The following is an 18,365-nucleotide window of genomic DNA, read 5'->3' on the forward strand; positions in this document are numbered from 1 at the left end:
GCAGCTTCCGATGAAGACGTCGGACTTCGACTTCCACCTGCCACCCGAACGCATCGCCCAATCGCCCGCGGCCCGTCGCGATGGGAGCCGATTGATGGTCGTCGATCGCGCGACGGGAGCCATTCGGCACGGGAGGTTCCCGGACCTCGTCGACCTCATGCCGAGGGGTGATGCGCTCGTGGTGAACACCACGCGGGTGATGCGGGCGAGGCTCCTCGGGGAACGCGACTCGGGCGCGCCTGCGGAGGTCCTGCTGCTGCGCGAAGAACCCGACGGGCGGTGGGAGGCGATGGTCCATCCGGGCGGAAAGCTCAAGCCGGGACGTCGGGTGCGCGTGGCGCCGGGGTTCGACGTCGTCGTCGAGGAAACGACCGAGCGCAGAACGCGACGCGTGCGGCTCGAGACGGCTTTGCCCGTGCATGAAGCCATCGAGCGTCATGGGCACGTGCCGCTTCCCCCCTACATCGATCGGCCGGACGCCCCGGAAGACGCCGAGCGCTACCAGACCGTGTACGCGCGATCGAGCGGGTCCGTCGCCGCGCCAACGGCGGGGCTGCATTTCACGCCCGATGTACTCGCCGCGTTGTCGGCAAAGGGCGTCGCGCGCATCGACGTGTTGCTCCACGTGGGCGCGGGCACGTTCAAGCCGGTGGAGGTTGAAGACCCCGCCGAGCACGTGATGCACGAGGAGTGGTGTGAGGTCACCGCGTCCGCGGCCAGCGCCATCGCCGGCACCAGGCAGCACGGGGGCCGCGTCTGGGCCGTGGGAACGACGTCGGTGAGGACGCTGGAGAGCATGGCGACACGCGACGGACTCGTGCGGGAGGGGACGATGTCCACCCGGGCCTTCTTCAGGCCTGGCTACCGCTTTCGTGTCGTGGATCACCTGGTGACCAACTTCCATTTGCCGCGCTCGACGCTCATCATGCTCGTCGCCGCGTTCGCGGGGTACGAGCTCACGATGGAGGCGTATCGCATCGCGATCCGGGAGGGTTACCGTTTCTACTCATATGGCGATGCGATGGTGGTCCTCTGAACGCTTGCGCCCGCGTCGGGCGCTGCTCGCGCTCACCCTGGCGGCGTGCGTGCAAAGCACGACGCGCGCGTTCCTCCCCTCGCCGCAGAACCCGGTGTACTCTCCGACACAGGCGCAGCCGGTGCTTGGGGAGTACCTGCGCCTGCAGTGCCCGGCGTTTCGTCAGGCCCAACGGCCCGACACAGGCATCGTGCGCTTCATCGTGTCGCTGGACAGTGCGGGCACCGCGACGCGCGCCGAACTCGCGAAGGCCAGTGGCGATCAGCTCGTCGACGAAGTCTTTGGCACGGTCGCCGCGCAGCTGCGGCTCCCGGTCGACAGCACCCGCGCCCGCTCCCGGCGTGAGACCGTCGACATGCACTACCGCTGCGCCGGCGACTCGGCGTTCGTGACGATCCGATAGCGCGCGACCGGACCACTTTCGCTCACGTCGTGCCTTCCTTCGATTTCACGATCAGCGCTACGTGTGGCGCTGCGCGCGCGGCCCGCTTCGAAACCCCACACGGCCCCGTCGAGACGCCGGTGTTCATGCCGGTCGGCACGCTGGCGACGGTGAAATCGCTCGACCCGGACGACTTGTTTCGCGCCGGTGCAAGTATGATCCTGGCCAACGCGTACCACCTGCACTTGCGCCCCGGCGACGAACTCGTGCGCGACCTCGGTGGCCTGCACCGCTTCATGCGCTGGCCCGGGCCGATCCTCACGGACTCCGGCGGATTTCAGGTCTTCTCGCTGGAAACGCTGCGCACCGTGAGCGAAGACGGCGTCGAGTTCCGCTCCCACATCGACGGATCGAAACGCTGGTTCACCCCCGAAAGCGTCATGCAGATCGAGCGCAACCTCGGGGCCGACGTGATCATGCAGTTCGACCATGTGATCCCCGGACAATCGGAGCGGGCTGCGGCGCTCGAGGCGAGTGAACGAAGCATTCGGTGGCTCGAGCGCTGCCGAACGGCGCTGGCCCTGATGGAAGAGCCGGCGACCCGAGTCGGGCCCGCCGAGGGTACGCCTGCGGACGGATCGATCGGCGGATCGCCCAGCTGCGCACAGGCGCTGTTTCCGGTGATCCAGGGCGGCGTCCACGACGACCTGCGCCGTGACGCGGCCCGACGGGCGCAGAACGTTGGCGATTGGGTCGGTTTCGGGATCGGAGGGCTATCGGTCGGTGAGCCAAAACCTGACATGTATCGCACGCTCGAGGTCCTGCATCCCGAGTTGCCAGGCGACCGTCCGCGCTACCTCATGGGGGTCGGATTCCCGGAGGACCTGATCGAGGGCGTGCGGCGGGGCGTCGACCTCTTCGATTGCGTGGCGCCCACCCGCATGGGTCGCAACGGCACGGCCTTCACGAGCGACGGACGCGTCAACATCAAGCGTGCGGAGTTTCGCGCGGACCCCGGCCCGCTGGACGCGACCTGCGACTGCGCGACCTGCCGACGGTTCTCCCGGGCCTACCTCAGGCACCTGTACATCGCCGACGAGCTGCTGGGGCTGCGCCTCCTCTCCCTGCACAATGTACATTTCCTGACCAGCCTGATGCGCGACGCGCGCCGGGCCATCGTCAGCGGCACATTCGATCACTGGGCCGACGAGGCGCTTCGCCGGCTGACGCCCACACCCTCCGCCAGTTCCCGCGATGATCGCGCACCTGCTTCCTGAGTCGTTCCTCCTCCAGGCCGCTGCCCCCGGGGGATCGCTCATGCCGTTCCTGTTCCAGCTCGCTGCGATCTCGGCGATCATCTACTTCTTCATGATCCGACCGCAGCAGAAGCAGCGCAAAGCCCACGAGGAGCGGCTGCGCAACCTCAAGCGCGGCGACACGGTCGTCACCTCGGGCGGCATCGTGGGCGAGATCGTGCACATGAAGGACGCGGCGTCGGCCGGCATGGACGACCAGCTCACCATCAAGTCGGCGGAGTCGCGACTCATCGTCGAGCGGGGCCGCATCGCCAAGGTTCTTGGTGACTCCGGCACGGCGAATCCCAGCCAGTGAGCCTGCTCCCGATCCACACGCTGGGCTCGCCGATCCTGCGCGAGGAGACCACGCCCGTCACCGAGTTCGGCGACGACTTTCGCGCGCTCGTTGCGGACATGTTCGAGACGATGTACGCAGCGAGCGGCATTGGCCTGGCCGCGCCACAAGTGGGCCGGAGTGAACGTCTCGCGGTGGTGGACGTCGAGGGCCAGAAGTTCGTAATCGTGAACCCGGAGATCGTGTTTCGCGAGGGCAAGGAGCGCGCGGAGGAAGCGTGCCTCTCGATGCCGGAGCTGTTCGGCGATGTCGACCGCGCCAAGCGGGTCATCGTGAAGGCGTTCGACGCCGACGGCACACCGATCGAGATCCACGCCACGGCCCTGCTCGCGCGATGCCTCCAGCACGAAATCGATCACCTGCACGGCAAGCTGTTCATCGACTACCTGAGCTATCTCAAGCGCCGTGCGCAGCTCGCCATCTGGGACGAGGAGCGCACGAAGTATCCGGACAACCTGCGCCACCTCAAACCAGCACCTGCCGGCGACGTGGAGCCTGAGCACCCGGAGCTCTGAGCCGCGCACGTCGTGATTCACGAAGGTACATGGCCGGGTCGGCCCGCGTGAACGGGGCCGACGGCGAAGCACGATACGCCGGGCCAATCTTCCGCCATCCCCGTTCCCCTCCTCCGTCCCTCACTCGTGCGCTTGCTCTTCTGGGGCACTCCCGACTTCGCCACCCCGGCGCTGCGTGCGATCGTCGGCGAAGGGTACGACGTGGTCGCGGTGGTCACGCAGCCTGACCGCGCGCAGGGACGGAGTCGCACCGAGCTCGTTCCGCCGCCGGTCAAGGTCGTCGCGCTCGAAGAGGGCATCCCCGTTCTCCAGCCGGAGCAACCAAAGGGCGATCCCGCGTTCCTCGCGCAGCTCCGTGATCTGCAGCCGGACCTGAGCGTGGTGGTGGCCTACGGGCACCTGTTGTCGCAGGAACTACTGGACCTTCCGCGGCTCGGCACCTGGAACATCCACGCGTCGCTCCTCCCGCGCTGGCGCGGCGCAGCGCCGATCCAGGCCGCGATCCTTGCCGGTGACGTCGAGACGGGCGTCTCGATCATGCGCATGGTCCGGAAGATGGACGCCGGCCCGGTGATCGTGCAGGCGCCGACCCCGATCGCCCCCGACGAGACCGGCGGTGAACTCACCGAACGCCTGGCGGAGCTGGGTGCGCTGGGGATCATCGAGGCGCTGACGTTGCTCGCGTTAGGTGGCGGTGTCGAGGAACACCCGCAGGACGACGCGCGCGTCACGCTCGCGCCAAAGCTCACGCGCGATGCGGCGCGCCTCGAGTTCCACCGGCCCGCGGTCGACGTCGCGCGTGCGATCCGCGCCTTCGACCCACGACCCGGTGCCTGGACCACCCTTCGCGGCGACGATACCAAACTCTTCGGAGCGCTCACGGTTGGCGAGACCCATGGCGCCCCCGGTGAGGTGCTCGACATCGACGAGCACGGCGCGCTCGTGGCGTGCGCGCACGGGGGTGTGCGGGTCGGGTACCTGCAGGTCGCCGGCAAGCGACGGTTGGCCGCGCTCGATCTCTCGCAGGGCCGCGGCCTCGCCGTCGGCGACGTGCTGGGAGGCTGACCCGTGACCGACCTTCACTCGCGGATCGCCGCGTCGTTCGCGCGCCAGTCCTTCATGGCGCACCTGGGCGCTACGCTCGCCCGCGTCGAACCCGGACTCGTGGAACTCGGCGTGGCCCGTGACGCGCGCCTGCTCCAGCAGCAGGGAGTCCTCCACGCCGGCGTCCTCACCGCGCTCCTCGACTCGGCGTGCGGGTACGCCGCGCTCACCACGATGGACGTGGCATCCGACGTCGTGAGCGTGGAGTTCAAGGTCAACCTCCTCGCGCCCGCCAGCGGACAACGCTTCCTTGCCCGCGGCACGGTACTCAAGGCCGGACGCCGCATCGTCGTGTGCCGTGGCGATGCGTTCGCGATGGACGGCGACCAACCCCGCCTCGTCGCCGCAATGCAGGCAAGCATGATGGCGGTCAGCGCCGGATAGCGCGCGCATTCTGACTCACGGCGCCACTCGACCACGCCTAGATTGCACGAGATGCCCACCTCCATGTCCTCCGTTACCGACGCACGGGCGGCTGCAGCCGAGATCGCCGCCGACATGCGAAGGGGGGACCTGCTGGACCTCGCCTTCGAGCGCCGCGCGGGCGGGCTCGAAGCGCGCGACCGCCGGTGGACGCAGGAACTCGTGTACGGCATGCTCAGGCGGCGTGGTGTGATCGACGCGTGGCTCGGGAACCGGGTGCGGGGCGGGCTCGTGCGCCTCGACGCGGACGTCGCCGACCTCCTGCGACTCGGCGCCTACCAGATCCTCAGCATGGGTTCGGTGCCCGCGTACGCGGGAATCGCCCAGACCGTGGAACAGGTGAAGCGTCGGCACGGCATCGGCGCCAGCAAGCTCGCCAATGCCGTCCTCCGCCGCCTCGACCGCGAACGCCAACAGCTCGATGGCGAGCTGCTGGGCATGGCAGGTGACCCGGTGGACATCCTCGCGACCCGCCTCTCACACCCGCGATGGCTGGTCGCGCGGTGGATCGCGCGATGGGGCGAGGCCGAAACAATGCAGCTGCTCGCGGCAAACAACGCCGAGGCGCCGATCGTCGTGCGACCCTGGGGGATCGTTCGGGAGCAGCTCGAAGCCATGTTCGACACGGCTGGGATCTCGCACGTCGAAGCGCCACTCGTGGGCGATGGCCTCCAGCTGACGTCGCCCGTTGCGCTCGCCGAACTCGGCGCCTGGCGGCAGGGCATGTTCTTCGTGCAGGATCCGGCGGCGACGTTGGTCTCTCGTTATGCGGCGATTGCACCGGGGAGCACCGTGCTCGACGCCTGTGCCGCGCCGGGAGGCAAGGCCCTGGAACTCTCGCGCCACGCCGGGCGCGTGATTGCGGCCGACAAGTCCGAGGCGCGACTCGCTCGCGTCCGGCAGAACCTCGCTCGGCTCGATGTCCGCAACGTGTTTCCCGCCGTGGCGGATGCTCGCGAAGCGCCGGTCGCACCGGTCGACGCCGTGCTGGTCGACGCCCCCTGCACCGGCACCGGCACCTTTCGTCGCCACCCGGACGCGCGCTGGCGTCTCAAGGTGAGCGACCTCGCCGTCTCGGCGAGTGCGCAGCGTCAGATCCTGCGGGCCTGCGCGGACGTAGTACGCCCGGGTGGCCTGTTGATCTACAGCACCTGCTCCCTGGAGCCGGAAGAGAACGACCAGCAGGTCGAGCAGTTCCTTCGGGATCAGCCTGAGTTCACCCTGGAACCTCCGCCGCCGGGTGCAGTCCCCTCGGTGGTCCTGGATGCGGGCCGCCTGCGTGTGCTCCCGCAGCGCCACGGCGTCGACGGCGCCTTTGCCGCGCGACTGCGCCGACAGGAGTCGCGCTCGGCATGAAGGGTTCGCTGCGATCGAAGCGCTGGGTGCCGTTTGTCATCGCGGGTGTATCGGGCTTCCTGCTCGCCTTTGGGCTCGTGGCCATCGTCCTCTTTCCCGCCGACGATGCGGTGCAGGAAGTGCGCGTGCCCAGCGTGATGGGGCTGCCGTTTGCGGACGCCGAGCGCCGTCTCAAGGCGGACGGACTGCGGGCCTCGCTGGGCGCGCAGCGTGCGTCGACCGATGTCCCCCGCAACGCGGTCGTCTCGCAATCGCCGGTGGCCGGCGAGACGGTCAACGCCGGCACGGTCATCGTACTGGACGTCAGCGAGGGCCAGGGTTCGGCGAGCGCCATCGCTGTTCCGGCACTGCTCGGCGCCTCGCGCGAAGACGCCGAGGAGCGTCTGAGATCCATGGGGCTGCAGCTTGGGGACGTCACCGAGATCGCGTCAGACAGCGCGCGGGGCATCGTGCTCGCGTCCACGCCCGCCGAAGGCAAATCGATCGCAGCCGGCGGTCGCGTCGCAATCGTGGTGAGCGCCGGCCCTGCCGAGCTTTCGCTGCCTGACATCGTTGGGCGTGAAGTGGGCAGCGCGCGCGGCACGCTCGAACAGCTCGGGCTCGTGACGGTGGTCGAGCACGACTCGCTCTCCTCGCTCCCGGCTGGCACGGTCGTGGCCCAGAGCCCGGCCGCCGGCGCTTCCATTGCGAGCGGCGGCACCGTCACCCTTCGCGTTTCCGGACGTCCATGACGATTCGCATTGCACCCTCGATTCTGAGCGCCGACTTCTCCCGCCTTGGTGAGGAGATCGCGATGTGTGTCGAGGCGGGTGCCGACTGGATCCACATCGACGTGATGGACGGCTGCTTCGTCCCCAACCTGACGTTTGGCGCGAAGGTCATCGACACCGTGCGCCGTCTCACCACGCTGACGCTGGATGTGCACCTGATGGTGCTGGAGCCGGAGAAGTACTTCGAGAGTTTCGTCGCATCTGGGGCCGACGTGCTCACGATCCATCAGGAGACGAGCCCACATCTGCACCGGCAGCTCGCCCGCATACGCGAGTTGGGGGCAAAGGCGGGAGTCGCGATCAATCCGTCGACGCCGGTGGCATCGCTGCGCGACGTGGCGCCCGACCTCGACCTGCTGCTCGTGATGTCCGTGAACCCGGGGTTCGGTGGCCAGCGCTTCATCCCGCGCGCGGTGGACAAGCTGCGTGAAGCGAGGGCGCTGTTGCGGGACGCGGGCAGCCAGGCGGTACTGGAAGTGGACGGCGGCATCACGCGCGACACGATCGCGGCCTGCTGGCGTGCGGGGGCCGATACCTTCGTCGCCGGCAACGCGATCTTTGCTGCACCGGACCCACGGCGCGAGGTGCAGGAACTGAGGGGGCGATGCGCCACCGCGGTGTGAGGATCCTGCGTCTCCTGCTCCTGACCGGCCTCGTGGCGTGCACTGGTACGCCCTCGGTCGGCGTGGGCGCACGGGCCCCGGACTTCCGGGCCGCGGTAGTCGGCGCTCCGGTGAGCGAGACCCGGACGATCGCCGACTACGAGGGCGAGGTGGTCCTGATCAACCTCTGGGCCACGTGGTGCGTGCCGTGCGTGACCGAAATGCCGAGCATCCAGCGACTCTATGATCGCTACCGCGACCAGGGCCTTCGTGTGGTCGGGATCGCGGTGGACGACCCGCCCTACGGTGAACGCGTGGCGAGCTGGGTGAAGGAGCACGGCATCACGTTCGAGATATTGCACGAGGGGTCGGGCAAGGTCGAACTCGACTATCGCGCCCGGGGCATCCCGGCGACCTACATCATCGGGCGCGACGGCCGCATCCGCGTGATCCGGCAGGGCGCGGCCGACTGGGATTCGCCCGCGAGCCGCGACGTGATCTCGCAGCTGCTGCGCCCGGACACGCCGTGACCTCCAGCGGCTCGCGGCCGGTCGCAACCGCATGTGATGCAGATTCGATGGAGCGGGAGATGAGGAGGGAAAGCCAACGGTTCAGTGGAGCGCTGCGCGTACCGTGACGCGGATCCTCGGCATCGAAACCTCGTGCGACGAAACGTCGGCGAGCGTGGTGGATGGCACGGCGCAGAGCGCGGACGTGCGATCGCTGGTGATCCTGTCGCAGGACGTGCATCGCGTGTTTGGCGGTGTCGTGCCCGAGATCGCCTCACGCGCACACCTGACCTCCATCGTCCCGGTCGTCCGACAGGCATTGAGCGATGCACGGACTTCGCTCCGCGACGTCGACGCCGTGGCGGTCACGAACGCCCCCGGGCTCGTCGGCGCACTGCTCGTCGGCGTGAGCTATGCCAAGGGGCTGGCTGCCGCGGCCGGCAAGCCCGTGTTGGGGGTGCACCACATGGAGGGGCACCTGTTCGCAACGTCGCTCGAACACGGCGACGCGGTGCCACCCTTCACGGCACTCCTCGTATCGGGCGGGCATACGCTTTTGCTCGACGTGCCGGCCTGGGGCGAATACTCCATCATTGGCCGCACGCGCGACGACGCCGCCGGCGAGGCCTTCGACAAGGTCGGTAAGTTGCTCGGCCTTCCCTACCCGGGCGGCCCACACATCGAACGACTGGCGGCGAACGGCGACCCCACCCGGTTCCGCTTCGCTCGCCCGATGCTGCGCCGCGACCAGCGCCCGGGCGACCGCGACTACTACGACGTGTCGTTCAGCGGACTCAAGACCGCGCTCCTGCTGGCCTCGCGTGCGAGCGACGACCTCGCCCACGACACGCCACACCTCGCCCGTGGCTTCCAGGATGCGCTGATCGGGTCGCTCGTCGCCAAGACGCTGCGCGCCGCGCGCGCACACGGTCGCACGCGGATCGTGCTTGGGGGCGGTGTCGCGGGAAACAAGACGCTCGTCGACGCCATGCGCACCGCGGCCGCGGAACTCCGTGCCGAAGTCTTCGCGCCATCCAGTCGGCTCGCCACCGACAACGCCGCGATGATCGCCCGCGCGGGCCTGTTCAGGTACGAGCGCGGCGAGCGCGATGGCTGGAATCTGAACGCCTTCGCGTCGCGGGATCTCGCGGGCGCGTAGGCGCAGCCTCGCCGTTCGGTCAGCGACATCCCAGGGTGAGGCGACGAACCGGGCAACTCATCAGGCTTCCCACGTGGGTAGCGGACCAGGCCCGCTACCTCCCACCTGCCGAGCCTTTTCCGTCGGCCGCGACGCCCAGGCGATACGGGCTGCGAGTCGCCGCCAATGGGCTAACTTCCCCCGGCCTCCACGCACTCCATCCTGATGCCCGCAACCGTCCTGCCTTTCGAGATCCCGCTCGGCCCCCTCAACCTCACAGGGTTCGGCATTGCGGTGTTCCTCGCGTTCGCCATCTCACAGGTCATCTGCCAGCGGGAACTCGCTCGCCGCGGCCACCAGCGGGACGCCGATGTGATTCCCGATCTCATCCTCGCGTCTGTGCTCGGCACGCTGGTCGGCGGAAAGCTGTACTACACGATGGTGATCACGAAGGACTGGAGCGACCTGTTCTCACGCGCAGGCTTCGTGTTCTGGGGAGGGTTCATGGGCGCCGTGGCCGCGAACTACCTCTTCATCCGCTACAAGAAGCTGAGCTTCCCGCGCTTCGCTGACGTGGCGGGCATCGCCATTTCGGCCGGCTATTCCGTGGGCCGCACCGGCTGCTGGGCGGTGGGGGATGACTACGGGAAGCCGTGGGACGGGCCACTCGCCGTGATGTTTCCGCGTGGCGCGCCACCGACGACCGCGGGGCAACTCGCCGAATACGGGTTTGCCGTGCCGCCCGGTGTCAGTCCGGACACGGTGATCGCCGTACATCCCACGCAGCTCTACGAAACGGTGCTGGGCTTTCTGATGTTCGCGGTCGTTTGGCGACTCAGGAACCACAAGCACGCCGAAGGGTGGCTCTTTGGCGTGTACTGCGTGCTCGCGGGTCTCGAGCGATTCATCATCGAGTTTTTCCGCGCCAAGGACGACCGCTTCTTTGGTCCCTTCACCGCCGCCCAGGCGATCGGGCTCTCCATCATGGCGATCGGCGTCGTGATCATGCTCGTCCGCAACCGACCCGGCGCCGGGAAGCCCGGCATCCTCGCGGCGGCGTAGAGGGCGAGAAGGCGCGCTACGACTTCACGGTGACCGCCTGCTCGATGTCCTGGAGGCGCTTCTCCAGGGCTTCGATGCGGTGCTCGATCTCCCCGGCGGCAACCGTCGATCCTTCCGGGATCGTCGGCAAGGTCACCGAGCGCCTGGGCCAGAACGTCCTGAGGAGCGCAAAGACGAACAGGATCAGCAGCACCGCCTGCGCCAGGAGCGTCTCCACGCTGGGGTAGATCCCCATGGCGTCCACATGGGGCCAACCGGGGAGCACGGTGATCGACACCATGTTCCCTTCCTGCAGCTCGCGCACGCCTTTGCCCATGAACACGAAAGCCATGTAGTACAGCAGCGCCGACGTGACCGCAAAGAACGGTCGAAGCGGGATCCGCACGCCGTACTTGTAGAACAGGGTGAAGATCACGGTCAGCACCACGCCGCCGGCGAGAATGCCGAACCCGATCGGCGCGCCCGCGCCCTCGCGCAGCAACGCCTGGTAGAACAGCGCCGTCTCGGCGCCTTCGCGATAGACGGCCAGGAACGCCACGAAGGCCAGCGCGCGACCGCCACCGTGCTGCAGCGCATCGGTGACCTTCTCGCGGATGAACTGCTGCCACTTTGCGGCTTCAACCTTGGAGATCAGCCAGTAGCTTACGGAGAAGAGCACGGCCACGGCGACGAGCATCGTGATGCCCTCGATGATCTCTCGCGTGGCGGGAAGTGCGCGCAGGACGGTCGCGAGGATCACGGCGGAAATGCCGCTGGCCACGAGCGCCGCGATGACGCCGATCCAGATCGAACGCAGGCGTTCGCGATGTCCCGTCTTGATGAGGAACGCCACCACGGCGCCGACGACCAGGATCGCCTCCAGACCCTCGCGCACGATGATGAGGAACGACTGGAGGAAGTTGCCCCAGAACCCGCTGGTCGGTCGCGTCAGGTCGATGATGGCGGGCATGCCGGCCTCGATCGCGTTGCGCGACCCTTCGGCTGCCCGGATGTCACCCGACTTCACCGCGCCCTTGAAATCCGCGAACATCCGCTCCATCGACGCGACCAACCCGGGATTGCGGGCGCGCGCCGGGGTCTCCAGTGGCTCGAACGCGATGTACGAGTCGAAGGCCTTGTCGCCTGCCTCGGCCTTGCGACCGGTACGCGCCGCGGTCAGCGCCTCGTCGAGCAGCGCGATCACGCGGGCACCCACCGCCGCGCCATCCGCTCGCGACGCCGAGTCCTGCGTCACAGGAATGTCGCTCAGCCCAAGGACGCGCATGTGCGCCACAAGCTGCTCCACGTCCGCGTCGTTCAGGTCCCGGGACGCCGGCATGGCCGACCCCGCCACACCCGCGCGGATCGCGTCACCGAGCTGCTTGTCGCTGCGCTCGGCCTGCCACGAAAAGGACGACACCTCCACCGGCAGCTTGCTCAACGCCTGTGTCAGCGCGCCGTCGGACGACCCCCCGACACCATGGCAGCCCGCGCAGCGCTGCAGGAACAACCCTTCACCCTGCGCGATCGATGCGGGAGCACGCAGCGTGTTCAGGTACGCGACCACGTTCCAGCGCTGGTCCGCGCTCAGCGTCGCCGCCCAGCCCACCATCGCCGTGCCGGCGACACCGACCGCGATCTTGCGATACATCAGGGCCGGCGAAACGTCGGCCATCGCTGCCGCATCTCCCAGCGGTGGCGGTGGCGGATTGAGCAACGCGGCCTGCGGCGTGTCGGAGCGACCCGTCACCCCGTGGCACGACGCGCAATTGGCCTCGTAGACGGCGCGACCCTCGGTGAGGTCGATCGCCTTCGTCGGCATGTCCAGCGCCGCGTCGGCACCCAGGGCCGCCACGAATCTCGCATGAACCGCGCGCACCCCTGACGGTGGGATCCGGTCCTTCACGGCAAGCGCGAGCGTATCGAGCAGCGCGCGAACCTGCGGCACACGATCCCCGCTCATCCGTACCGCAACGTCCTTGGCGTCCTGGAGGAACGTCACCGCCTCGTCGTACTCCAGGTCCGAGATCAGCTTGCCCTTCTCGTCCACCGCGAGCCCGTATTCCGCGATCGCGACGCTGACGATGCTCGCCACCCGCTTGGCGGGCCCTTCCTGGGCCGTGAGGGGCGGCGGACACACCCAGAGCGCGAGCAGTAGCCACCACGGTGGCAGGAGGGAACGACGTCTCCCGGGGAGGCGCCGGGCTCGCCGGGTGTGGCCCGGGGTCCCGCAGCGATGGTCGGCGGATGTCACGTTCGGTTCGGCCTGGTGATAACCCGACAGAATCTATCGGAACTGACATCCGGGCGTCTAGGCTTTCTCCAGCACCACGACAGCGACCGCCGAGGTATCTCCATGGCTCATCGACACATGGAACCCGGTGACACCCAGTTCACGCGCACGAGCGGCGGCCCGTCCGTGAAGGATCAGTCGCGGACGGCGATGATCGTCGTGCCCAATCTCGATTTCTCTCCACCCGATGCCACGAGCCTCCATGGTGCCGGCCAGCGCCTTGAAGCCCGCCTCCTTGGCGGCGACCCGGGCTGTAACGCTCACGATCGGGTCCACCATGCGCTGGCAGTACGCGGCCTCGGCCTCGGTGAGCAGCTTGCGATACACACGCTCTGCGCCGAGTCGAACGACCATTGACCGTATGCGGGAAAGGTCCACAATGTCGACACCGACGCCGATGATCATCGGGTCTCCAGTTGGCGGACCATGTTGGCCCAGGCGCGGTCGGCCTCGAGAAAGACGCGGCGCAGCCGACGCGTCCAGAGGCGCCACTCGATGAATCGGTACCCCGGATCGGCCTGATGCAGCCCGTCGGTCCCGTGGCGCAGGGCGTCGAGTTGGGCCTCGAGCGGCTCCAGCGCTTCCTGCAGGTGAGCCTCGAGGGCGCGGCGACGGGATGCGCTCTCGGGGTGGCGCTCGGCGGCGATCTCGGCGACCGCGGCGTGCAGACGTTGAGCGAGGGCGACGGGATCAAACTGCGTCACGCGCCGCTCGATCGGCTCCGGTTCCTGCAGGCGTCGCCGCGCGGCGAGCAGCGGACCGAAGAAGCGCGACTGCAGAACCGCCGACCCGCCTCGCGCGGTGCCGAGGGTGCGTAGACCACGAGCCACTTCGGGGAGGGCACACGCTTGCGCGACGATCAGGCCCCACGCACGACCCAGTTCGCGCGGGCCACTCAGGTGCAGCACGCCCCCGTGACCGTGCAGCGCCAGCGTCTCACGTTCCCAGGTGCAGTCCGTGAGCTCGTCCCAGGGCAGGGCGAGATGACGGCCCGCTTCATCGAGAAGCTGTCCTTCGGTTGGGTAGAGATGGAGCGCACCCGTGCCGGCCACACGGCGCTGCCGCCAGCTGCCGGAGAGCGTGGCCCCCTCGACGACAAACAGCGGCTCAGGCGTCATCGAGTCGATAGGGAAAGTCCCCGCGCAATTCGCGGCCGCAGAGCGCCGCGCGCCCGCCCGTGCGGGCCTCGAACCTCGCGATGAAGTCCGCGAGACGCTCGGCAGTGAACGCCGATCGCGGGATCCCGGTCCCGGCGATGGCGCGTTCGATGGATTCCGGACTGCCCTCGACTTCGAGAAGCACGTCCATTCGCGGGTACACCTCGAAGCGCAGCGTGGCGCCATGCAGTTCCCAGATTTCGACCTCGCGTTCGATCTCGCGCGTCACCTGCAGGCCAAGGCCCAGGAGGATCTGGTCCAGCGCGTCCACGTCTCCGACGGTGGTTGCGATCTCCTCGCGAACCTTGAAGCCATCGGGATAGGTGGTGGGGCCCTTCAAGTCCAGGGTTGCGCGATCGCCGTGCTCGTCGTGCATCACGCGGACCCGCAGCACCTCGTCGCGCTGTCGGTGGTCAAACGATGGTGTGTCGTAGCGACGATCGCGGAGCGTTCCGGCTGAGGATCGCGTGGCGCCCGCGGCCTGCAGCGCAGCGCGCGTCGCGACGGGATCGGGAACGACGCCCTTGACCTCGACCTCACGCATCGTCGATGGCGCGCATGACCGCCGTCGTGTCCGTCAGGTCGGCGAACACGGCGGCCGGCTCGTGCGCGCGCAGGTCGTCCACCGAGTAGTGACCGGTGGCCACGCCGATGGCGCGTGCACCGATGGGGCGCCCGCAGTGGATGTCCGCCGGCGTATCGCCGATGATCACGACCTGATGGCCGGGAATGGTCACGCCCAGCGACTCCCGGGCCCTGCGCACGGCGATGGCCGGGAGTTCGTGCCGGTGCTCGTGGTCGGACCCATAGGCGCCGAGCCTGAAGCGTGTGGGTTCCACACCAACCGCCCGCAGCTTGTGCGTCGCTCCGTCTACCAGGTTGCCGGTGAGCAACCCGAGCACGCGATCCTCGCGCGCCTCGAGCGCATCGAGGAGCTCCATGACCCCGTCGTAGCGCCGGAGCCGGGTCTCGGGCGACTGGAGTTCATGAACGAGCCGCGTGAGGTAACTGGCCATGACGGCGTCGAGTCTCGTATCGATGTCGTCGTCCTGCACCCCGACCTCGCGCATCGACTCGCGCACAATCTGGATGTCGGTCTTGCCGTCGTACCGATAGCTCTCCGGGCCGATGGCGCCGAAGTGCTCGTGCAGCGCGGCCTCCATCGCCCGCCGCCCGGCGCCGGAGGTCCAGAGGATCGTGCCGTCGATATCGAAGAGGATGAGTTTCAAGCTTCCGCGGGCTCCGACGCGTATCGGGTGACGAGCAGGCCGCCGACGATGAGTACGGCGCCGGACACCTGCGGGGCAGTCGGTTGCTCACGCAGCAACGCCCAGGCTACCAGCATCGCAATGATGGGCTGCAGATTGGAATACATCGAGGTCCGCGTGGGTCCGAGCACCCGGAGGCCGCGATAGTAGAACAGGTACGCGGCGACCATGGCGATCAGGCAGGCATAGAGCAGCGAGAACCAGACGGACGCCGGCAACGCGGTCCACGCCACGCGCGCCAACGCGGGAATGCCGACGAGCAGGGCCACGATGGCCCCGCCTACCATCGTGTACCCGCCGAGGTACCACGGCTCGATGTGGTCCGAGTAGCGCTTGACCGCCACGGCGTAGATCGACCAGCTGAATGCTGCCGCCAGCAGCAGTCCCACACCGGCGGCCGTGTCCTCGCGGCCGCCGCCACCCACGGCGCCGATCGCCACGGTCGAACACCCGATAAGCTGCAGGAGCACGCCCACCCACTGCCTGGTGGAGAGAAACTCGGTCCGGCGCAGCCGCCCGATGATCGCAATGAAGGCCGGCGTTGCCGCAATCAGGAGGGCCGCCGTCGCCACGCGCGCGCGGACGAGACCCGTGATGAAGAAGTACTGGTAGATGCCGTTGCCAAGCAGGCCCAGGACGATCAGGGCGCGCACCTCAGCTGGCGACGGACGACGCAAACGACGCCCATGGGCAATCGCCAGCTGCGCCGCGGCCGATCCTGGAATCCGAATGCCGTTGATCGCCAGTGGGCCCATGAAGCCGGACGCGTACTTGAGGACACTGAAGTTGAGGCCCCAGATGATGGCCATGAGCAACAGCAGCACGTCCGTGTGCCACGCGACCTCGGACCCGGCGCCCCGCTCGGAAAGCGTGGGCGAAACGTTCGAAACGGCCGGGGCGACGGGCATGCCGGAAACTAGAGGGTCCGGGAGTCGCGTTGCACCATGCGTCGCCTGTCCCCGTCGTCCCCGCCGGCCTAGTTTCCGCGCATGATCGTCTCGTTCGCGATGTTCGCCGACGCGGCCAACATCTCCCAGGAAGGGAAACTCAACATCCTCGGCGTGTTTGACGCCGTGCAGGTCGGCGCGGTGCCGGCCGTCCATCCGCGCGCGCACCTCATCGTCCGGTTCAAGGGCACGCCGCTCGACGTCGGCGTACACTCCGTAGGCCTGCGGTGGCAGAATCCCAACGGCGTCGAACTGTGGTCTTCGGACGGACAGATCGAGCTGTCGCAGCCACCACCGGGCGTGAGCGAGGTGGACATTCCGCTGATCGCCACGGTGGACCTGCCGCTGGACCTGCAGGGCTCCTACGCGATGCTCCTGCTGGTGAACGGCGAGCCATGCGGCGAAGTCCCGCTGCACGTGCGCACCGCCGCGCCGTTCGTCGCGCCGGTCGGAGGCATGGTGTCGTGACGCGTCGAGCGGGGCGTCCGCGCTCCGGGCGCTCCCCGAGGGCCGCCGCGTCCTCAACGTCGAGGCGCGGCGGCTTCCGCGCTGACCATGCGCACGACGGGTGCCGTGGCGTCCAGCGAAGTACGGTATTCCGTGGCCTGCGCGTGCGGCCGAACCGCGACTATCGCGGTTCGCCGGTGGGTTTCACGGCGGCAGCACACGCCTTGCACCGCGTAACGCCTTTCATGTTGCAGATGACACACAGGAACGTGCCGCAGTCGGCGCAGGGATAGCCCTCCGAGGCGCGCTCCTCGTTGCCGCACGCGCGGCATCGCATGGCGTCGTGTTCCTTGAGTTCCGTCATGGCGTCCTCCTTACGCCGGGCCTGGCGCCGTCCCGGCCAGCCCGTAGTCGCGGATCTTCTTGATGAGCGTCGCACGCGAGATGCCGAGGATCCTGGCGGCGCGCGATCGATTGCCCCGGTACGCGCGGAGCGTGCGCTCGATATGTTCGCGCTCGACATCGTCCAGCGCACGCGGAAGAAACAGCGCGTCGTCCCCGCTCGCCGCCTCGCGTGCGCGCATGTCAGGCGGCAGGACGTCGGTGTCGAGGACTTCACGCCCCCTTCCGAGGATCATCGCGCGTTCGAGCACGTTGCGCAGCTCACGAATGTTGCCGGGCCAGGGGTGACGAAGGAGCCGTTCGATCGCATCGGCCCCCAGCAGGCGTGGCGACTGCGGGAGCTGCTGCGCGAGTTCTTCGATGAGTCGGTCGATCAGTTCGCACAGGTCCTCGCGGGAGCGTTCGCGCAGCGGCGGCAGGCGCAGCGGCATCACGCTCAGCCGATAGTACAGGTCTTCGCGAAACCGTCCGGCGTTGACTTCGGCGATCAGGTCGCGTGAGGTGGCGGCCAGCAATCGGGCCGTCGGCTGCACCTCGCGTGTGCCGCCAGCGCGGCGCACCGGTTTTCCCTCGAGCACGCGCAGCACCTTGGGCTGCAGGGCCAGGGGCACGTCCCCGATCTCCTCGAGAAACAGCGAGCCGCCCGCGGCCATTTCGACGAGACCCGGTCGGCCCTCGGTGGATCCGGCGTCGGTGCCGAACAGCTCCGCGTCCAGCGACTCTACCGACGCACTGCCGCACGGTACCTCGACGAATGGTCCGCTCGAGCGCGCGCTCCCGGCGTGGATCAGTTCAGCGATGCGCCCCTTGCCTGTACCACTCTCCCCCGCCAGGAGCGCCGGCGTGCGCTCGGTACCCGCCAGCAGGTCGATCCGCTGCGCAAGATCACGCATCGTCGGCGATGAGCCGAGGGCGAGGTGGCTCGTGCTTGCGCGTCGCTCACCGATGTAGTGACGCAGCTGACGAAGCCGCACGGTTTCCAGCGCGCGATCCATCGCGATGCCGAGATGGTCGAGACTGACCGGCTTGGTAAGGAAGTTCTCCATCCCTTCCTGCATGGCCCGCACCGCCATGGGCACCTCGGCCTGGCCCGAGATCATCACGACGACGGGTCGTTCACTCTTGAGCTGCTCGAAGACGTCAAAGCCCGACATGTCCGGCAGGTGTACGTCGAGCAGCACGACATCGGGGCGACGCTCCCTGAACGACGCCAGCGCCGAGGCGCCGGTGAACGCGCGGCGCACCGCGTGCCCGTTCCCGGCGAAGAATCGCGAATACGCGTGCGCGAGGGTCTCCTCGTCATCAACGATCAGCAGCTCAGCCAC

22 protein-coding genes are annotated in these 18,365 nt (G+C 68.4%); 14 read left to right on the plus strand and 8 right to left on the minus strand.

Annotated elements, in window-relative coordinates:
• Positions 1 to 10 precede the first annotated feature (10 nt).
• The 13 genes from queA (at position 11) to IT361_00750 (ending at position 10,547) form a co-directional block, all read left to right on the plus strand.
• Entirely contained in the window at positions 11 to 1,036 is a 1,026-nt protein-coding gene (queA, locus tag IT361_00690) for a tRNA preQ1(34) S-adenosylmethionine ribosyltransferase-isomerase QueA (protein ID MCC6316174.1), read from the plus strand.
• Positions 1,017 to 1,439, plus strand: coding sequence for a hypothetical protein (locus IT361_00695; protein MCC6316175.1), 423 nt, complete (start codon positions 1,017 to 1,019; stop codon positions 1,437 to 1,439). Before queA ends, IT361_00695 begins: the two co-directional genes overlap by 20 nt.
• Positions 1,440 to 1,468: 29 nt before the next feature.
• On the plus strand, positions 1,469 to 2,695 hold the full coding sequence (tgt, locus tag IT361_00700) for a tRNA guanosine(34) transglycosylase Tgt (protein ID MCC6316176.1): 1,227 nt from the start codon (positions 1,469 to 1,471) through the stop codon (positions 2,693 to 2,695).
• Positions 2,673 to 3,029 (plus strand): preprotein translocase subunit YajC, encoded by a 357-nt coding sequence (gene yajC / locus IT361_00705; protein ID MCC6316177.1) that lies wholly within the window; start codon positions 2,673 to 2,675, stop codon positions 3,027 to 3,029. The genes tgt and yajC overlap by 23 nt, the downstream gene beginning before the upstream one ends.
• A 2-nt stretch (positions 3,030 to 3,031) precedes the next feature.
• Positions 3,032 to 3,583, plus strand: coding sequence for a peptide deformylase (gene def / locus IT361_00710; protein MCC6316178.1), 552 nt, complete (start codon positions 3,032 to 3,034; stop codon positions 3,581 to 3,583).
• A 126-nt stretch (positions 3,584 to 3,709) separates the two neighbouring features.
• On the plus strand, positions 3,710 to 4,648 hold the full coding sequence (locus tag IT361_00715) for a methionyl-tRNA formyltransferase (protein ID MCC6316179.1): 939 nt from the start codon (positions 3,710 to 3,712) through the stop codon (positions 4,646 to 4,648).
• 54 nt (positions 4,649 to 4,702) lie between these two features.
• Positions 4,703 to 5,071: a PaaI family thioesterase gene (locus IT361_00720; GenBank protein MCC6316180.1), complete on the plus strand. Its 369-nt coding sequence runs from the start codon at positions 4,703 to 4,705 to the stop codon at positions 5,069 to 5,071.
• Positions 5,072 to 5,134: 63 nt separating this feature from the next.
• Positions 5,135 to 6,466, plus strand: a complete 1,332-nt coding sequence (gene rsmB, locus IT361_00725; GenBank protein ID MCC6316181.1) for a 16S rRNA (cytosine(967)-C(5))-methyltransferase RsmB — start codon at positions 5,135 to 5,137, stop codon at positions 6,464 to 6,466.
• Positions 6,463 to 7,197 (plus strand): PASTA domain-containing protein, encoded by a 735-nt coding sequence (locus IT361_00730; protein MCC6316182.1) that lies wholly within the window; start codon positions 6,463 to 6,465, stop codon positions 7,195 to 7,197. The genes rsmB and IT361_00730 overlap by 4 nt, the downstream gene beginning before the upstream one ends.
• Positions 7,194 to 7,859: a ribulose-phosphate 3-epimerase gene (rpe, locus tag IT361_00735; protein ID MCC6316183.1), complete on the plus strand. Its 666-nt coding sequence runs from the start codon at positions 7,194 to 7,196 to the stop codon at positions 7,857 to 7,859. Before IT361_00730 ends, rpe begins: the two co-directional genes overlap by 4 nt.
• Positions 7,841 to 8,368 carry a TlpA family protein disulfide reductase gene (locus IT361_00740; GenBank protein ID MCC6316184.1) on the plus strand — a complete coding sequence of 176 codons (528 nt, stop codon included), beginning with the start codon at positions 7,841 to 7,843 and terminating at the stop codon, positions 8,366 to 8,368. Before rpe ends, IT361_00740 begins: the two co-directional genes overlap by 19 nt.
• Positions 8,369 to 8,471: 103 nt before the next feature.
• Entirely contained in the window at positions 8,472 to 9,506 is a 1,035-nt protein-coding gene (tsaD, locus tag IT361_00745; GenBank protein MCC6316185.1) for a tRNA (adenosine(37)-N6)-threonylcarbamoyltransferase complex transferase subunit TsaD, read from the plus strand.
• Between the two features lie 204 nt (positions 9,507 to 9,710).
• Positions 9,711 to 10,547: a prolipoprotein diacylglyceryl transferase gene (locus IT361_00750; GenBank protein MCC6316186.1), complete on the plus strand. Its 837-nt coding sequence runs from the start codon at positions 9,711 to 9,713 to the stop codon at positions 10,545 to 10,547.
• Between the two features lie 16 nt (positions 10,548 to 10,563).
• On the opposite strand, the gene IT361_00755 is transcribed toward IT361_00750, so the two are convergent.
• The 6 genes from IT361_00755 to IT361_00780 form a co-directional block, all read right to left on the minus strand.
• Positions 10,564 to 12,666, minus strand: coding sequence for a cytochrome c/FTR1 family iron permease (locus IT361_00755; GenBank protein ID MCC6316187.1), 2,103 nt, complete (start codon positions 12,664 to 12,666; stop codon positions 10,564 to 10,566).
• A gap of 171 nt (positions 12,667 to 12,837) precedes the next feature.
• Complete coding sequence (acpS, locus tag IT361_00760) at positions 12,838 to 13,224, minus strand: holo-ACP synthase (GenBank protein ID MCC6316188.1); 387 nt, start codon at positions 13,222 to 13,224, stop codon at positions 12,838 to 12,840.
• The gene (locus tag IT361_00765) at positions 13,221 to 13,937 is read right to left on the minus strand and encodes a hypothetical protein (GenBank protein MCC6316189.1); all 717 of its coding nucleotides are present in this window, start codon (positions 13,935 to 13,937) and stop codon (positions 13,221 to 13,223) included. Before IT361_00765 ends, acpS begins: the two co-directional genes overlap by 4 nt.
• Entirely contained in the window at positions 13,927 to 14,520 is a 594-nt protein-coding gene (locus IT361_00770) for a class IV adenylate cyclase (GenBank protein MCC6316190.1), read from the minus strand. The genes IT361_00765 and IT361_00770 overlap by 11 nt, the downstream gene beginning before the upstream one ends.
• Complete coding sequence (locus IT361_00775; GenBank protein ID MCC6316191.1) at positions 14,513 to 15,205, minus strand: HAD family hydrolase; 693 nt, start codon at positions 15,203 to 15,205, stop codon at positions 14,513 to 14,515. Before IT361_00775 ends, IT361_00770 begins: the two co-directional genes overlap by 8 nt.
• A complete protein-coding gene (locus IT361_00780) occupies positions 15,202 to 16,152 on the minus strand; it encodes a DMT family transporter (protein MCC6316192.1) in 951 nt (316 codons plus the stop codon). The genes IT361_00775 and IT361_00780 overlap by 4 nt, the downstream gene beginning before the upstream one ends.
• Before the next feature lie 81 nt (positions 16,153 to 16,233).
• Here IT361_00780 and IT361_00785 point away from each other — a divergent pair, with 81 nt between their 5' ends.
• Positions 16,234 to 16,659 carry a hypothetical protein gene (locus IT361_00785; GenBank protein ID MCC6316193.1) on the plus strand — a complete coding sequence of 142 codons (426 nt, stop codon included), beginning with the start codon at positions 16,234 to 16,236 and terminating at the stop codon, positions 16,657 to 16,659.
• A 160-nt stretch (positions 16,660 to 16,819) separates the two neighbouring features.
• Here the strand turns inward: IT361_00785 and IT361_00790 are convergent, their stop codons facing one another.
• Together IT361_00790 and IT361_00795 are read right to left on the minus strand one after the other, a co-directional pair.
• The gene (locus tag IT361_00790) at positions 16,820 to 17,002 is read right to left on the minus strand and encodes a hypothetical protein (protein ID MCC6316194.1); all 183 of its coding nucleotides are present in this window, start codon (positions 17,000 to 17,002) and stop codon (positions 16,820 to 16,822) included.
• 10 nt (positions 17,003 to 17,012) lie between these two features.
• Complete coding sequence (locus IT361_00795; protein MCC6316195.1) at positions 17,013 to 18,365, minus strand: sigma-54-dependent Fis family transcriptional regulator; 1,353 nt, start codon at positions 18,363 to 18,365, stop codon at positions 17,013 to 17,015.

It is taken from the genome of Gemmatimonadaceae bacterium (assembly GCA_020846935.1).
Lineage (GTDB): Bacteria > Gemmatimonadota > Gemmatimonadetes > Gemmatimonadales > Gemmatimonadaceae > RBC101.

What these genes read in the sequence shown, in the direction of transcription:
- queA (MCC6316174.1), top strand. Translation starts at nt 11, where the DNA reads ATGAAGACGTCGGACTTCGACTTCCACCTGCCACCCGAACGCATCGCC.
- IT361_00695 (MCC6316175.1), top strand. Translation starts at nt 1,017, where the DNA reads ATGCGATGGTGGTCCTCTGAACGCTTGCGCCCGCGTCGGGCGCTGCTC.
- yajC (MCC6316177.1), top strand. Translation starts at nt 2,673, where the DNA reads ATGATCGCGCACCTGCTTCCTGAGTCGTTCCTCCTCCAGGCCGCTGCC.
- IT361_00720 (MCC6316180.1), top strand. Translation starts at nt 4,703, where the DNA reads ATGGCGCACCTGGGCGCTACGCTCGCCCGCGTCGAACCCGGACTCGTG.
- rsmB (MCC6316181.1), top strand. Translation starts at nt 5,135, where the DNA reads ATGTCCTCCGTTACCGACGCACGGGCGGCTGCAGCCGAGATCGCCGCC.
- IT361_00730 (MCC6316182.1), top strand. Translation starts at nt 6,463, where the DNA reads ATGAAGGGTTCGCTGCGATCGAAGCGCTGGGTGCCGTTTGTCATCGCG.
- rpe (MCC6316183.1), top strand. Translation starts at nt 7,194, where the DNA reads ATGACGATTCGCATTGCACCCTCGATTCTGAGCGCCGACTTCTCCCGC.
- IT361_00740 (MCC6316184.1), top strand. Translation starts at nt 7,841, where the DNA reads ATGCGCCACCGCGGTGTGAGGATCCTGCGTCTCCTGCTCCTGACCGGC.
- IT361_00750 (MCC6316186.1), top strand. Translation starts at nt 9,711, where the DNA reads ATGCCCGCAACCGTCCTGCCTTTCGAGATCCCGCTCGGCCCCCTCAAC.
- acpS (MCC6316188.1), bottom strand. Translation starts at nt 13,224, where the DNA reads ATGATCATCGGCGTCGGTGTCGACATTGTGGACCTTTCCCGCATACGG.
- IT361_00765 (MCC6316189.1), bottom strand. Translation starts at nt 13,937, where the DNA reads ATGACGCCTGAGCCGCTGTTTGTCGTCGAGGGGGCCACGCTCTCCGGC.
- IT361_00770 (MCC6316190.1), bottom strand. Translation starts at nt 14,520, where the DNA reads ATGCGTGAGGTCGAGGTCAAGGGCGTCGTTCCCGATCCCGTCGCGACG.
- IT361_00780 (MCC6316192.1), bottom strand. Translation starts at nt 16,152, where the DNA reads ATGCCCGTCGCCCCGGCCGTTTCGAACGTTTCGCCCACGCTTTCCGAG.
- IT361_00785 (MCC6316193.1), top strand. Translation starts at nt 16,234, where the DNA reads ATGATCGTCTCGTTCGCGATGTTCGCCGACGCGGCCAACATCTCCCAG.
- IT361_00790 (MCC6316194.1), bottom strand. Translation starts at nt 17,002, where the DNA reads ATGACGGAACTCAAGGAACACGACGCCATGCGATGCCGCGCGTGCGGC.